This window comes from Paragemmobacter kunshanensis, assembly GCF_011059185.1.
Taxonomy (GTDB): domain Bacteria; phylum Pseudomonadota; class Alphaproteobacteria; order Rhodobacterales; family Rhodobacteraceae; genus Paragemmobacter; species Paragemmobacter kunshanensis.
The window spans coordinates 40,631-54,136 of the sequence record NZ_JAALFE010000001.1 but is presented as its reverse complement, the minus strand read 5'-3'; the positions used below and the strand labels follow the sequence as shown (position 1 = coordinate 54,136).

14 protein-coding genes are annotated in these 13,506 nt (G+C 66.1%); 9 read left to right on the top strand and 5 right to left on the bottom strand.

What is annotated here, in order from left to right:
• Nucleotides 1-12: 12 nt before the first annotated feature.
• Entirely contained in the window at nucleotides 13-1,368 is a 1,356-nt protein-coding gene (gene hemN, locus G5V65_RS00335; protein WP_165046435.1) for an oxygen-independent coproporphyrinogen III oxidase, read from the bottom strand.
• Nucleotides 1,369-1,460: 92 nt separating this feature from the next.
• Between hemN and fnrL the strand changes: the two genes are divergently transcribed.
• Nucleotides 1,461-2,207 (top strand): transcriptional regulator FnrL, encoded by a 747-nt coding sequence (gene fnrL / locus G5V65_RS00330; protein ID WP_165046434.1) that lies wholly within the window; start codon nucleotides 1,461-1,463, stop codon nucleotides 2,205-2,207.
• A gap of 215 nt (nucleotides 2,208-2,422) precedes the next feature.
• Here fnrL and G5V65_RS00325 read toward each other — a convergent pair whose 3' ends face one another.
• Complete coding sequence (locus G5V65_RS00325) at nucleotides 2,423-3,271, bottom strand: universal stress protein (RefSeq protein ID WP_165046433.1); 849 nt, start codon at nucleotides 3,269-3,271, stop codon at nucleotides 2,423-2,425.
• A gap of 206 nt (nucleotides 3,272-3,477) precedes the next feature.
• On the opposite strand from G5V65_RS00325, the gene ccoN reads away from it, so the two are divergent.
• Genes ccoN through ccoP form a run of 4 tightly spaced genes read left to right on the top strand, consistent with a single transcriptional unit; the run spans nucleotide 3,478 to nucleotide 6,945 of the window.
• Entirely contained in the window at nucleotides 3,478-5,082 is a 1,605-nt protein-coding gene (ccoN, locus tag G5V65_RS00320) for a cytochrome-c oxidase, cbb3-type subunit I (protein ID WP_165046432.1), read from the top strand.
• A gap of 15 nt (nucleotides 5,083-5,097) precedes the next feature.
• Nucleotides 5,098-5,823 carry a cytochrome-c oxidase, cbb3-type subunit II gene (gene ccoO, locus G5V65_RS00315; protein WP_165046431.1) on the top strand — a complete coding sequence of 242 codons (726 nt, stop codon included), beginning with the start codon at nucleotides 5,098-5,100 and terminating at the stop codon, nucleotides 5,821-5,823.
• Between the two features lie 12 nt (nucleotides 5,824-5,835).
• Entirely contained in the window at nucleotides 5,836-6,060 is a 225-nt protein-coding gene (locus G5V65_RS00310; protein WP_165046430.1) for a cbb3-type cytochrome c oxidase subunit 3, read from the top strand.
• Nucleotides 6,061-6,063: 3 nt separating this feature from the next.
• Nucleotides 6,064-6,945: a cytochrome-c oxidase, cbb3-type subunit III gene (ccoP, locus tag G5V65_RS00305; RefSeq protein ID WP_165046429.1), complete on the top strand. Its 882-nt coding sequence runs from the start codon at nucleotides 6,064-6,066 to the stop codon at nucleotides 6,943-6,945.
• Between the two features lie 134 nt (nucleotides 6,946-7,079).
• Here ccoP and G5V65_RS00300 read toward each other — a convergent pair whose 3' ends face one another.
• Both G5V65_RS00300 and G5V65_RS00295 read right to left on the bottom strand, forming a co-directional pair.
• On the bottom strand, nucleotides 7,080-7,502 hold the full coding sequence (locus G5V65_RS00300; protein ID WP_165046428.1) for a thioredoxin family protein: 423 nt from the start codon (nucleotides 7,500-7,502) through the stop codon (nucleotides 7,080-7,082).
• Nucleotides 7,503-7,525: 23 nt separating this feature from the next.
• Complete coding sequence (locus G5V65_RS00295; protein ID WP_165046427.1) at nucleotides 7,526-8,242, bottom strand: cytochrome c biogenesis CcdA family protein; 717 nt, start codon at nucleotides 8,240-8,242, stop codon at nucleotides 7,526-7,528.
• Nucleotides 8,243-8,486: 244 nt separating this feature from the next.
• Between G5V65_RS00295 and ccoG the strand changes: the two genes are divergently transcribed.
• Genes ccoG through ccoS form a run of 4 tightly spaced genes read left to right on the top strand, consistent with a single transcriptional unit; the run spans nucleotide 8,487 to nucleotide 12,776 of the window.
• Nucleotides 8,487-9,917, top strand: a complete 1,431-nt coding sequence (ccoG, locus tag G5V65_RS00290) for a cytochrome c oxidase accessory protein CcoG (protein WP_343162800.1) — start codon at nucleotides 8,487-8,489, stop codon at nucleotides 9,915-9,917.
• A 1-nt stretch (nucleotide 9,918) separates the two neighbouring features.
• On the top strand, nucleotides 9,919-10,383 hold the full coding sequence (locus G5V65_RS00285; RefSeq protein WP_165046425.1) for a FixH family protein: 465 nt from the start codon (nucleotides 9,919-9,921) through the stop codon (nucleotides 10,381-10,383).
• Nucleotides 10,384-10,387: 4 nt separating this feature from the next.
• A complete protein-coding gene (locus tag G5V65_RS00280) occupies nucleotides 10,388-12,610 on the top strand; it encodes a heavy metal translocating P-type ATPase (protein WP_165046424.1) in 2,223 nt (740 codons plus the stop codon).
• Nucleotides 12,611-12,617: 7 nt separating this feature from the next.
• Nucleotides 12,618-12,776, top strand: coding sequence for a cbb3-type cytochrome oxidase assembly protein CcoS (gene ccoS / locus G5V65_RS00275; protein ID WP_165046423.1), 159 nt, complete (start codon nucleotides 12,618-12,620; stop codon nucleotides 12,774-12,776).
• 54 nt (nucleotides 12,777-12,830) lie between these two features.
• On the opposite strand, the gene G5V65_RS00270 is transcribed toward ccoS, so the two are convergent.
• Nucleotides 12,831-13,505: a fumarylacetoacetate hydrolase family protein gene (locus G5V65_RS00270; RefSeq protein ID WP_165046422.1), complete on the bottom strand. Its 675-nt coding sequence runs from the start codon at nucleotides 13,503-13,505 to the stop codon at nucleotides 12,831-12,833.
• Nucleotide 13,506: the final 1 nt, after the last annotated feature.

The window sequence follows — 13,506 nt, the reverse complement described above, 5'->3', positions numbered from 1 at the left end:
CCGCCCCGCCCTTCAGATCGCCGCGGAATGCTGTGCCTTTGACTGATCATAGGCGTCGAAGGCGCGGGCGATCATGCGGGTCAGCGGGCGGCCTTTCGGCGGGATGGACAGGCCCTCGGGGCCGTTGTCGACCATGCCGGGAAAGGCGGATGCGGCGGCATCGAACAATTGATCCAGACGTTCGGGCCGGGTGCCGAAGTCGCGCATCAGTTCCGCCCGATCAACGCGGAAATCGCACATCAGCGCCTCGATGATCCGCGCGCGAAGCAGGTCTTCGCCCGCAAAGACATGGCCGCGATGGGTGGAAAAACGCCCCGCGCGGATCGCCTTGGTATAATCCGAGGTGCCCGAAACGTTCTGCGCATAGCCCTGGGGAAAGCGGCTGATGGAGGATGCGCCCAGCCCGACAAGGACGGGGGCGGTATCATCGGTATAGCCCTGGAAGTTGCGGCGCAGCGTGCCGTTGCGGGCGGCGACGGCCATGCCATCCTCGGGCCGGGCGAAATGGTCGATGCCGATTTCCTGATAGCCGTCCCAGGTGAAAAGCTGCCGCGCGGTTTCGAACAGGCGCAGGCGTTCCTCGGGGGTGGGCATGGCGTCCGAGGGGATCATCTGCTGGCGGCGGCTCATCCAGGGGACATGGGCATAGCCGTAGAGGGCCACGCGGTCGGGCGACAGGGTCAGCAGTTTCTGCACGGACTCGGCGATTTTCGCCTTTGTCTGATGGGGCAGACCGTAAAGAATATCGGCATTCAGGCTGCAGATGCCGCGGGCGCGGATCATGTCGGCGACGCGCTTGGTCAGGTCATAGCTCTGTTCGCGGCCGATGGTCTTCTGGATTTCCGGATCAAAGTCCTGCACGCCGATGGAGGCGCGGTTCATGCCGGAGGCGGCCAGCGCGTCGAGGCGGGCCTCGTCGATTTCGTTCGGGTCGATCTCGACCGAGAACTCTGCCCCCGGTCCCATCGGAACGGCGTCAAGGATCGTTCCGGCCAGATCGCGCATCATGTCGGCGGGCATGAGGGTGGGCGTGCCGCCGCCCCAGTGCAGCCGCGACAGGGTGATGCCGGGCGCGAGATGGCGCCGCAGCAGCGCGATTTCGGCCTTCAATGTCTGGGCATAGGCGCGGACGGGTTCATCCGACGAAGTGCCCTGCGTGCGGCAGGCGCAGAACCAGCAAAGCCTGCGGCAGAACGGCACATGCAGGTAGAGCGAGATCGCGGAACCGGCCGGAATCGCTTGAATCCATTCGGTAAAAAGCCCGGAATCAACCGCCGCCCCGAAATGCGGGGCGGTGGGATAGCTGGTATATCTGGGCACCCGCGCGTCAAAAAGACCGAGGCGCATGAGTTGCGATTCATGGGTCATTCGAATAGGTTTATGAGAGGACAGAAATTTGGCCTTGATGCAGATCAAACATGTCTTGATCGGTTGTCGGGCAAGAGACAGAAAGGCCGGCCATGGCACATCATGACCTGCAGACGGTGTCTCACGAGTGTGGGGATTGCCCGATCCGGCATCGCGCGGTGTGCGCCCGATGTGAATCGGATGAACTGCAGCGGCTGGAGCAGATCAAGTATTACCGCAGCTATCAGGCGGGGCAGACGGTGATCTGGTCGGGCGACCGGATGGATTTCGTGGCCTCGGTCGTGACGGGAATCGCCACGCTGACCCAGACGATGGAGGATGGGCGGCGGCAGATGGTGGGCCTTCTGCTGCCTTCGGATTTCGTCGGGCGGCCCGGGCGGACGACGGCGGCCTATGACGTGACCGCGACGACCGATCTTGTAATGTGTTGTTTCCGCAAGAAACCTTTCGAGGAACTGATGCAGTCGACGCCGCATATCGCGCAGCGCCTGCTGGAGATGACGCTGGACGAACTGGATGCCGCGCGGGAATGGATGCTTCTGCTGGGCCGCAAGACGGCGCGCGAGAAGATCGCCTCGCTTCTGGCGATCATCGCGCGGCGGGATGCGCATCTGAAGCTGAAGGCGGCGAAGGGGTCGATCGTGTTCGACCTGCCGCTGACGCGCGAGGAGATGGCCGATTACCTGGGCCTGACGCTGGAAACGGTGAGCCGCCAGGTCAGCGCGCTGAAGCGGGATGGCGTGATCGAGCTGGAAGGCAAGCGCCACATCATCGTGCGGGACTTCGATCTGCTGCTGGAAGAGACCGGGGATGACAGCGACGGCGGTTATCTGGTCTAGGTTAACTTTCTGATTTTCCAGAAGAATAGGCCGCGGATCGCCCGTGGCCACCGTTCAGCCGCGCAGTGCAACAGCGCAGTGCAGACGGCTGTGCATACAAGATCCGGCAGGGCGGGCTGCCGGATCATGGTTAAGGGTGCGCAAGCGCACAGAGGCAAGCCGGAGCCGATCCGCGGCGGGCCGTTATCGGCCCGGCCCCGGATCAGTCCGCAGCGTCAATGCGCCATCAGCACCGGCACTTCGGCCTGTTCGAGCATGTTGCGCGTGGCGCCGCCCAGGATCGCCTCGCGGAAGCGGGAATGGCCATAGGCGCCCATCACCAGAAGATCGGCGTTCATGTCGCGGACATGGCGGGCCAGAACCTCGGATATCCGGGGCAGGGTGCGGGCCAGCACCGAGACCTCGGCCTTGACGCCGTGGCGCACCAGCATCTGGCACAGCATCCCGCCGGGATCGGAGCGTTCGGCCCCGTGCTGGGGCGGGTCGATCACCGCGATGTTGACCAGATCGGCCAGTTTCAGCATCGGCAGCGCCTTGCGGACGGCGACCATGGCCTCGGCGCTCTGGTTCCAGGCGATGACGATGCGGCGGGGGGCGGCGGCATGGCCCGCGCCGGTTTCCGGCAGGATCAGAACCGGGGCCTGGCCTTCGAAAAGCGCGGCCTCGACCACGGCTTCGGCCTCAGGTCCCTGGTTCGCGCCATAGGGGCGGGGCAGGACGACCAGATCGGCGAATCGGGCGCGCTGGGCCACGAGATCGGTCAGCGTGCCAAGCTGGGTCATCGCGGCCTCGACCGTCCAGCGCAGGGTGGGTTGCTGTTCGCCGATGGCGGCGCGGGCCGCCGCCTCGATCTCCTTGGCTTCCTGTTCGGCGCGGTCGAGCGCGGCCTGAAGGATGACGGCCCCCGACCCGACATAGGAATAGCCCACCTGCGTGCGGTCCACGCCAAGGGCGAGAATGTCGAGATGCGCGTCATGGGCCGTGGCAAGGGCCGCGGCGCCGGTAATGGCAAGATCACAACGTTCCGCGCTTGTGGCGACGGTCAACAGGCTTTTGTAGGCCATGGGATGCCTCCTTCCATTTGATGGACCGAGGAATAATCCCGTGGATCAGACATTTCTTTGATTGAGGTCAAGGCGGACCCCGCCAGGTGTTGACATGGATCAAGGCATCGGATGGCCCGCGCCTGCAAAAGCGGACCAGTCGCAAAGTGCCCTGCGGGACCGGATTCGTCCGGGTCTGACGGGGCCAGGAGACGAAGGGACGCAAAATGTGGGATTATCTGAAACTGATCGTGCTGGGGGTGATCGCGGTCTTTGCCGCCATCGCCACCAATTACGCGCACGATCTGGCCTATCAGGTCAACGCCATCGTGGTCATGCTGGCCGCGGGTCTGACCTTCATCTGGACGCTGCGCACGATGGGCGAGCCGAAGGTGGCCAATCAAGGCGAATATCTGGACGGCGTGGTGCGCGCCGGTGTGATCGCGACGACGTTCTGGGGCGTTGTCGGCTTTCTGGTGGGCGTGTTCATCGCGTTCCAGCTGGCCTTTCCGGCGCTCAACTTCGAGTGGTCGCAGGGCATATTGAACTTTGGCCGGTTGCGCCCGCTGCATACCAGCGCGGTGATCTTTGCCTTTGGCGGCAATGCGCTGATCATGTCGGCCTTCTATGTGGTGCAGCGCACCAGCGCGGCGCGGCTTTGGGGCGGGAACCTGGCCTGGTTCGTGTTCTGGGGCTGGCAGCTGATGATCGTGCTGGCGGCGACGAGCTATGTGCTGGGCGGCACGCAATCCAAGGAATATGCCGAGACGGTCTGGTATATCGACTGGTGGATCGTGGTGGTCTGGCTGGCCTTCCTCGCGGTGTTCATGGGCACGCTGATCAACCGGAAAGAGCCGCATATCTATGTGGCGAACTGGTTCTACCTGTCCTTCATCGTGACGATCGCGATGCTGCATCTGGGCAACAACCTGGCCATCCCGGTTTCCATCTTCTCGTCGCAATCCGTGCAGGTCACGGCGGGCGTGCAGGATGCGATGATCCAGTGGTGGTATGGCCATAACGCGGTGGGCTTCTTCCTGACCGCGGGCTTCCTGGGGATGATGTACTACTTCGTGCCGAAGCAGGCGGAACGGCCTGTCTTCAGCTACAAGCTGTCGATCATCCACTTCTGGGCGCTGATCTTCCTGTATATCTGGGCCGGTCCGCACCACCTGCACTATACCGCGCTGCCGGATTGGGCATCGACCCTTGGCATGACCTTCTCGGTCATGCTGTGGATGCCGTCCTGGGGGGGCATGATCAACGGGCTGATGACGCTGTCGGGCGCCTGGGACAAGCTGCGCACCGATCCGATCATCCGCATGATGGTGGTTTCGGTGGGTTTTTACGGGATGTCCACCTTCGAGGGACCGATGATGTCCATCAAGGCGGTGAACTCGCTCAGCCACTATACCGACTGGACCATCGGCCACGTGCATTCGGGCGCGCTGGGCTGGAACGGGATGATCACCTTCGGGGCGCTTTACTTCCTGACGCCGCGGCTGTGGAACCGGGATGGGCTGTATAGCCTGAAGCTGGTCTCCTGGCACTTCTGGCTGGCGACGATCGGGATCGTTCTCTACGCCTCGTCGATGTGGGTGACGGGCATCATGGAAGGCCTGATGTGGCGCGAAGTGGATGCGAACGGGTTCCTTGTGAACGCCTTCGCCGACACGGTGGCCGCGAAGTTCCCGATGTATGTCGTGCGGGGCCTGGGCGGGGCGATGTTCCTGACCGGCGCGCTGATCATGGCCTACAACCTGTACATGACGGTGCGGGCGCAGCCTGCGAAGGCGCCCGTCAACGCCAACAACTTCGTTCCGGCAGAATAAGGGGGGGCATGAGAAATGGCTTTTCTTGACAAGCACAAGGCGATTGAAACCCATGCGACCCTGCTTCTGGTCCTGTCTTTCCTGGTGGTGACCATCGGGGGGATCGTGCAGATCGTGCCTCTGTTCTATCTGGAGAACACGATCGAGGATGTGGAAGGGGTGCGCCCCTACACGCCCTTGGAACTGGCCGGGCGCGACATCTATATCCGCGAGGGTTGCTATGTCTGCCACAGCCAGATGATCCGCCCCATGCGGGACGAGGTCGAACGCTATGGCCATTACAGCCTGGCGGCCGAGTCGAAATACGATCACCCCTTCCAGTGGGGATCGAAGCGGACCGGGCCGGATCTGGCCCGGGTGGGCGGGCGCTATTCGGACGCCTGGCATGTGGATCACCTGACCAATCCGCAAAGCGTGGTGCCGGAATCGGTGATGCCGAAATACGGCTATCTGCTGAACCGCGAGATCGACGGGCGCTATATCGAGGGCATCATGGCGACGCATCGCATCGTCGGCGTGCCCTATGACGACGCGATGATGGAGAACGCGGTGGCGGACTTCACGGCGCAGGGCGACCCGAACAGCGATTATGCGGGCCTGCAGGAGCGCTATGCCAAGGCCAATGTGTCGAATTTCGACGGGCAGCCGCAGCTGACGGAGATGGATGCGCTGATCGCCTATCTGCAGGTTCTGGGGACGATGGTCGACTTTTCGACCTTTACCCCGGATGCGAGCCGGTAAGGGGGGCTGGGGATGGAAACCTACAGCTTTCTGAGGGAGTTCGCGGACAGCTGGGCGCTGGTGGCGCTGACGCTGATCTTCCTGGGCGTGGTTGCCTGGGCCTTCCGGCCCGGCAGCAAGCCGCTGCATGACGATGCCGCAAGCTCGATCTTCCGAAACGAGACGAAACCGGCTGGCGATGCCGGGCGCGGGCAGCCCCGCGCCACGGACGGCGCCCGCAGCCAGAAGGAGGCGTGAGAGATGTGCGCCAAGCAAGTGACGAAGAAGCCCGGCGCGCAGGTCGAGACGACCGGCCATAGCTGGGATGGCATCGAGGAATACAACAACCCGATGCCGCGCTGGTGGGTCTGGACCTTCTATGCCTGCATTGTCTGGGCGGTGGGCTACATGATCGCCTATCCGGCCTGGCCCCTGATCAACGGGGCGACGCCGGGGGTGCTGGGCGCCAGCACCCGCGCGGATGTGGCGGCCGAGATCGAGCGTTTCGATGCGGCCAATGCCGAGATCAAGGCGCAGCTCATCGCCGCGCCGCTGACCTCCATCCCCACGGACCAGACGCTGATGGCCTATGCCGAACCGGCCGGGGGCGCGGTGTTCCGCACCTATTGCGCGCAGTGCCACGGATCGGGCGCGGCGGGTGTGGAGGGCAAGGGCTATCCCAGCCTGCTGGATGACGATTGGCTGTGGGGGGGGACCATCGAGGATATCCACCTGACCATCACCCACGGCATCCGCAACACCACGGACCCGGATGCCCGCTATTCGGAAATGCCGAAATTCGGCGTGGACGGGTTGCTGGAGCCGGCCCAGATCGACGCGGTGGTGGAACATGTGCTGGCCATTTCGGGGCAGGAGCATGATGCCACGCTGGCCGTCGAGGGGGCCACGGTCTTTGCCGACAACTGCGCCGCCTGTCACATGGAGGCGGGCGAGGGCGACCGGACGCAGGGCGCACCCGCGCTGAACGATGCGATCTGGCTTTATGGCGGCAGCCGCGAGAAGATCAAGGAAACGGTCACCTATGCCCGCTTCGGCGTGATGCCGGCCTGGGCCGGGCGTCTGACCGAGGACGAGATCCGGGCGGTGGCGGCCTATGTCCATTCCCGCGGCGGCGGCGAATGATCTGACGGGTTCCCGGCGGGATCAAACCCGCCGGGCGACGGCACCGGCGCCCCACCTGTTCGCGCGTTTCCTGGGGGTGCCGGTGCCTGACTATCGGGCGGCGGGGTCGAAAGGCCCCGCCGTTTTCATGGCCCTCAGGCCCCGGCGGCGGCAAGGCCCGCATCGAGCAGGGCCTTGATTTCCTGGCGCGAGGTGCCCGCGACCGTGCGGCCGAGTTCGGTTTCACCCTTCAGCAGCACAAGGGTAGAGCGGCGGGGGATCTGGAGTTTGCGGGACAGGTCGCCGTCGCCGTATTCGTCCCAGTCCACGGTGATGAAGCGGATGGCCTTGTCATAGGCGGGGTTTTCGGCGCGCAACTCTTCCATCACGCGGACCTGCGCGCGGCAGGTGGAACACCAGCTTGCCCAGAAATCCAGAAGGATGACGCGGCCTTCGGCCATGTCCTTTTCCGCGAGGCCTGGGGTGTAGAAAAGTTTAGGCATCTCGGCCCGCAGGGGCAGGGGGGCAAGGGCAAGGCTGGCGGCAGAGGCAAGAAGCAGGTGGCGGCGGGTGATCATTGGGGTGTCCTTTCGCTGCGGGATCAGAGGGCGACCGAAAGATCGGTAAGCCAGGGGGGAAGGGTATCGAGAAGCCATGCCTCGACCGGGTGGTTCAGGCCGGACCAGAGAAAAAGGCCCACGGCCAGGAAGGCCGCGCCGAGGATCGGGCGGGCCTTGGGCGCAAGGCGCGTCAGCAGGGCCTTGCGGGCCTGCAGGCGCGATTTCGCGCAATAGGCGAGGCCAAGGATCAGGGTCGAGACGCCCGCGGCGAAGGCCGCCATCGTGAGGCCTGCACCGAGGAGGTCGGTCCGCTGGGCGGCCAGCGAGATGGCCGCGCCGAGGGTGGGGCCGATGCAGGGGCTCCAGACCGCGCCGAGGAGGAGGCCGCCCGCGATCTGGCCGGTGGGCGAGGAGGCCCAATCCGCCCCGAGGCCCCTGTCGGCGCGGGCGGCGAGGCCCGCCGTGGCCGTGGCGAAGCGGGCGGCGAAGGCGGGGACAAGCATGACAAGGCCGAAGGCGGCCATCAGAAGGGCCGCCGCGCGGGCGGCCGTGTCGGGCGACAGGCCAAGGCCCGGGCCCGCGGCGGAAAGGCCAAGGCCGAGGGCGACGAAGGACAGGCTCATGCCAAGGGCAAGGCGCAGGGGGGCGCGGCGGTCGGCCGAGAGTGCGGTGGCCAGCACGATGGGCAGGATCGGCAGGACGCAGGGGTTGATGAGGGTGAGAAGGCCCGCGCCATAGGCGAGCAGAAGGGAAAGCATGTCTGTGCCTCACACTCGGGGTCGTGGGTCCGTCTGATGGCGATACGCAGGAAGGGGGCAGGCCGTTTCCCGCGATGACGAAATGGTGATCGCGCGGGGCCGGGATCGGCGGGGGGGAAGGGCCTGCCGTGCCGCCATGTCGCAGCCGGAAACCTGCATTGCGGATGCGTTTTTGATATGGGTCAAGGCAGCGGGTCCGGCGTCAGCCGATACCGAAGCCCATAGCCAGCGACCGGAGAGTCCCGTGACCAGCCCCGATACCGAACCGCAAAGCCTTTACACCGCGCGCGAGCCGATCTTTCCGCGCCGGGTGAAGGGCAATTTCCGCACGATGAAGTGGTGGATCATGGCGGTGACGCTGGGCATCTATTACCTGACGCCCTGGATCAGGTGGGACCGTGGCCCGCATCTGCCGGATCAGGCGGTGCTGATCGACATGGCGAACCGGCGGTTCTTCTTCTTCATGATCGAGATCTGGCCGCATGAATTCTATTTCGTGGCCGGTCTGTTGATCATGGCGGGGTTGGGGCTGTTCCTGTTCACCTCCGCCGCGGGGCGGGTCTGGTGCGGCTATGCCTGCCCGCAGACGGTGTGGACGGACCTTTATATCCTTGTCGAACGCTGGGTCGAGGGGGACAGGAACGCCCGGATCCGCCTGCATCGGCAGGGCTGGGATGGCGAGAAGATCAGGAAGCGCGCGGTCAAGTGGACGATCTGGTTCCTGATCGGGCTGGCCACCGGGGGGGCGTGGATCTTCTATTTCACCGATGCGCCGACGCTGGCCGTCGATCTGGTGACGGGCAATGCCCATCCCATCGCCTATACGACGATGTTCATCCTTGCCGCGACGACCTTTGCCTTCGGCGGTTTCGCGCGGGAACAGATGTGCATCTATGCCTGCCCCTGGCCGCGCATCCAGGCCGCGATGATGGACGAGGACACGCTGACCATCGCCTATCGCGAATGGCGGGGCGAGCCGCGCGGCAAGCTGCACAAGGGCGCGGTGCCGGAAGGGCAGGGCGATTGCATCGACTGCATGGCCTGCGTGAATGTCTGCCCGATGGGGATTGATATCCGCAACGGCCAGCAGCTGGCCTGCATCACCTGCGGGCTGTGCATCGACGCCTGCAACGACACGATGGACAAGATCGGCAAGCCGCGCGACCTGATCGGCTATATGGCCCTGACGGACGAGGTGCGCGAGCGCGAGGGCAAGGCGCCGAAATCTGTCTGGACGCATGTCTTCCGGCCGCGCACGATCCTTTACACCACGCTTTGGGCTGGCGTGGGGATCGCGCTGGTGGTGGCCTTGTTCCTGCGGTCGGATATCGACGTGAACGTGACGCCGGTCCGCAACCCGACCTTCGTGACGCTGTCGGATGGCACGATCCGCAACACCTATGACCTGCGGCTGCGCAACAAGACGGGGGATGATGCGCTGTTCTCCATCGCGGTGACATCCGAGGCCGGGCTGGTGCTGCGGCTGGAGGGGACCGAGGATGCGCTGGTGCGCGTGCCCGCCAACGAGACGATGCAGCAGCGCGTCTATATCGAGGCGGCCCCGGGATCGGCGGGGGCCACCTCGGACCGGACGGATCTGCGGCTGTGGGTTTCCGACACGCGGGGGACATCGCGCGTGCATCATGATACGGTCTTCAACGGAAAGGGGCAGTGACATGGCGGAACTGAAGGGGCGGCATGTTCTGGCAATCGCGGTGGGGGCCTTTGGCGTGATCATCGCGGTCAATCTGGTGATGGCCTGGCAGGCGATCCGCACATTCCCGGGGCTGGAAGTGGCCAATGGCTATGTCGCGAGCCAGACCTTCGATGTGGAGCGCCGCGCGCAAGAGGCGCTGGGCTGGACGGCGGTGCCGGACTATCGCGATGGGCGCCTGACGCTGACCGTGACGGATGCCGATGGCCTGCCGGCGGTGGTGCAGTCGCTGGAGGTGCTGGTGGGGCGGACGACGGCCGCGAATGACGACCAGCGTCCGGTCCTGACGCGGGTGGCAGGGGTCTGGGAGGCGGATCTGGCGCTGGCGCGGGGGAAATGGATGCTGAAGGTCGAAGCGGTGGCGACGGACGGCACGCTGTTCCGGCAGCGGCTGGAACTGTTCGTGCGGGACGAGGCGCAGGGGTAAGGCCATGACGATTTCCGCGCCCCTTCCCGGTGCCATGGCAGAGCCGGAGCATGTGCAGGCCTCGGCCTGCCCGGCCTGCATCGCGGCGCCCAGTGCGGCGGCCATCGCGGCGGCGGCGGCCGAGGTTCAGGGCGCGCGGCTGATGCTGTCGCTGCCCACGGCGCATTGCGCGGCCTGCATCTCGCTGGTGGAGCAGAGCCTGCAGAAGGTGGAGGGCGTGCGCAGCGCGCGGGTGAACCTGACCCTGCGCCGCGTCAGCGTGGATGCCGCGCCCGAGGTGACGGCAGAGCGGCTGATCGGCGTGCTGAAGGGCGTGGGATATGAGGCGCATGAGCTGGACCCCGGCCTGCTGAGCGCGACCGAGACCGACAGGCAGGGGCGTGACCTGCTGATGCGGCTGGGCGTGGCGGGGTTCAGCATGATGAATGTCATGCTCTTGTCCGTTGCCGTCTGGTCGGGGGCGGGGGATGCGACGCGCGACCTGTTCCACTGGATTTCGGCGGCCATCGCGCTGCCGACGGTGGTTTTCGCGGGGCAGCCCTTCTTCAAATCGGCCTGGGCGAGCCTGCGGGTGGGGCGGCTGGGGATGGATGTGCCGATCAGCCTTGCGCTGATCCTTGCCTCGACCATCTCGCTGTTCGAGACATGGAACAGCGGGCATCACGCCTATTTCGACGCGGCGGTGATGCTGTCCTTCTTCCTGCTGGCGGGCCGCTATCTGGACCATCGCACGCGGGCGGTGGCGCGGTCGGCGGCCGAGGAACTGGCCGCGCTGGAAGTGCCGCGCGCGGTGGTGCTGCGGGACGGGGCCGAGGTCACGCTGCCGATTGCCGAGGTTGCCCTGGGCGATCTGGTGCGGGTGCGCCCCGGCGGGCGGATGCCGGTGGATGGCGTGGTGGTGGAGGGGCAATCGGAGCTGGACCGGTCGCTTCTGACGGGCGAAAGCCTGCCGGTCTTCGCCGGGCCCGAGACGGTGGTTTCGGCGGGCGAGGTGAACCTGACCGGGCCGCTGGTGGTGCGGGTGACGGCGGCGGGGCGCGAATCTTCCTTGCACCGCATGGCCGATCTGGTGGCCGTCGCCGAAAGCGCCAAGACGCGCTACACGTCCCTGGCCGAGCGGGCGGCGCGGTGGTATTCGCCGCTGGTGCATATCCTGTCTTTCGGGGCCTTTGGCTTCTGGATGTGGAAGACGGGGGGCGATCTGCGCTTCGCGGTCAATATCTCGGCCGCCGTCCTGATCATCACCTGCCCCTGCGCGCTGGGATTGGCCGTGCCTGCCGTGGTGACGGCGGCGAGCGGCAAGCTGTTCCGCAAGGGGTTGCTGATCAAGCACGGCACCGCGCTGGAGCGGATGGCCGAGGTGGATACGGTCGTCTTCGACAAGACCGGGACGCTGACCATGGGCGCGCCTGCGGTGACGAATCTGGGCGAGCATCCCCGCGCGGCGGTGGAGGTGGCGGCGGCGCTGGCGGCGGCGTCTTCGCATCCGCTGGCGCAGGCTTTGGTGGTGGGCGCGCGGGCGGCGGGGATCGCGCCCACGCGGGTGGAGGATCTGCGCGAGGTGCCGGGCTATGGCGTCGAGGGGGTCTGGAAGGGCCGCCGCGTGCGTCTGGGCCGGGCGGAATGGTGCGGTTCCGAACCGGGTGATACGACGGCAACCTATCTTTGCACCGGCGAAGGCGCGGCGCGGGCCTTCACCTTTGCCGACAGCCTGCGCCCGGGCGCGGCGGAAGCGGTGGCCAGCCTGCGCGCGCAGGGGCTGCGCGTGATGCTGATTTCCGGCGATGCGCAGGGCGCGGTGGCGGGGCTTGCGGCACGGCTGGGGATCGAGGACTGGACGGCAGGCGCATTGCCTGCGGAAAAGGCGGCGGCGGTGACGGGGCTGATGCAGGCGGGGCATCGGGTGCTGATGGTGGGCGACGGGCTGAACGACACGGCGGCGCTGGCGGCGGCGCATGTGTCCATCTCTCCGGCCAGTGCGCTGGATGCGGCACGGGTGGCGTCGGACATCGTCCTGCTGGGGCAGGACATGGCGCCCATCGGCGATGCGCTGCGGATCAGCCGTCAGGCGGCGCGGCGGATTGTCGAGAATTTCGGGGTCTCGGCGGCCTATAACGTGATCGCGGTGCCGCTGGCCCTGGTGGGGATGGCGACGCCCCTTGCGGCGGCGGCGGCGATGTCGCTGTCTTCGATCACGGTTTCCCTGAATGCGCTGCGGTTGAAATGAGGGCGATATGGCGATCCTGACATTCCTGATCCCGGTGTCGCTGTTTCTGGGCGGGCTGGGGCTGGCGGCCTTCTTCTGGGCGATGAAGACGAAGCAGTTCGACGATCCCGAAGGGGATGCGAACCGCATCCTGACCAAGGATTGGGATGACCGGCCCAAGCCGTGAGGCTTGGCCAAAAATCTTGGAAGATTTTTGCAAATTTCTTCGAAGAAATTTGGGTCAGGCGAGGGTGACGGTCGCGGGGGGCAGGTCGCCGATGGCGACGGTGCAGGTTTCGCCGCGCGCGATGGGGCCGACGCCGGCAGGCGTGCCGGTGAAGATCAGGTCGCCGGGGTGAAGCTCTACATAGGTGGAGAGATGGGCGATGATCTCGGGGACGGACCAGATCATGTCCGACAGCCGCGCCGATTGCGTGACGCGGCCATTCACCCTGCAGGTGATGGGCGCATCCGCGATCGGGCCTTCCACCAGCGCCCCCATGACGGCGGAATGGTCGAAGGCCTTGGCCATGTCCCAGGGGCGGCGGGCGGCCTTTGCCTCGGCCTGCAGGTCGCGGCGGGTAAGGTCGTTCCCGGCGGCATGGCCCCAGATATGGGCCGGGGCCTGATCGACCGGGATGTCGCGCCCGCCGATGGCAAGGGCGACCACCAGTTCCGCCTCGTGGTGAAGATCGGCGGTGCGGGGCGGGTAGGGGATGGTCTGGCCCGATTCGATGCAGGCATCGGCGGGTTTGGTAAAGAAGAAGGGCGCCTCGCGCGTGGGATCGCCGCCCATTTCGCGGCTGTGTTCGGCATAGTTGCGGCCCACGCAAAAGATGCGGCGGACGGGGAAGCGGTCGGTGCGGCCCTGGATGGGCAGCGTGACGGGGGCCGGGACGGGGGGCAGCAGGGGCACC

What these genes read in the sequence shown, in the direction of transcription:
- G5V65_RS00325 (WP_165046433.1), bottom strand. Translation starts at nt 3,271, where the DNA reads ATGGCCTACAAAAGCCTGTTGACCGTCGCCACAAGCGCGGAACGTTGT.
- fnrL (WP_165046434.1), top strand. Translation starts at nt 1,461, where the DNA reads ATGGCACATCATGACCTGCAGACGGTGTCTCACGAGTGTGGGGATTGC.
- G5V65_RS00285 (WP_165046425.1), top strand. Translation starts at nt 9,919, where the DNA reads ATGGCGGAACTGAAGGGGCGGCATGTTCTGGCAATCGCGGTGGGGGCC.
- G5V65_RS00300 (WP_165046428.1), bottom strand. Translation starts at nt 7,502, where the DNA reads ATGATCACCCGCCGCCACCTGCTTCTTGCCTCTGCCGCCAGCCTTGCC.
- ccoP (WP_165046429.1), top strand. Translation starts at nt 6,064, where the DNA reads ATGTGCGCCAAGCAAGTGACGAAGAAGCCCGGCGCGCAGGTCGAGACG.
- ccoO (WP_165046431.1), top strand. Translation starts at nt 5,098, where the DNA reads ATGGCTTTTCTTGACAAGCACAAGGCGATTGAAACCCATGCGACCCTG.
- ccoN (WP_165046432.1), top strand. Translation starts at nt 3,478, where the DNA reads ATGTGGGATTATCTGAAACTGATCGTGCTGGGGGTGATCGCGGTCTTT.
- ccoS (WP_165046423.1), top strand. Translation starts at nt 12,618, where the DNA reads ATGGCGATCCTGACATTCCTGATCCCGGTGTCGCTGTTTCTGGGCGGG.
- G5V65_RS00280 (WP_165046424.1), top strand. Translation starts at nt 10,388, where the DNA reads ATGACGATTTCCGCGCCCCTTCCCGGTGCCATGGCAGAGCCGGAGCAT.
- G5V65_RS00295 (WP_165046427.1), bottom strand. Translation starts at nt 8,242, where the DNA reads ATGCTTTCCCTTCTGCTCGCCTATGGCGCGGGCCTTCTCACCCTCATC.
- G5V65_RS00310 (WP_165046430.1), top strand. Translation starts at nt 5,836, where the DNA reads ATGGAAACCTACAGCTTTCTGAGGGAGTTCGCGGACAGCTGGGCGCTG.
- hemN (WP_165046435.1), bottom strand. Translation starts at nt 1,368, where the DNA reads ATGACCCATGAATCGCAACTCATGCGCCTCGGTCTTTTTGACGCGCGG.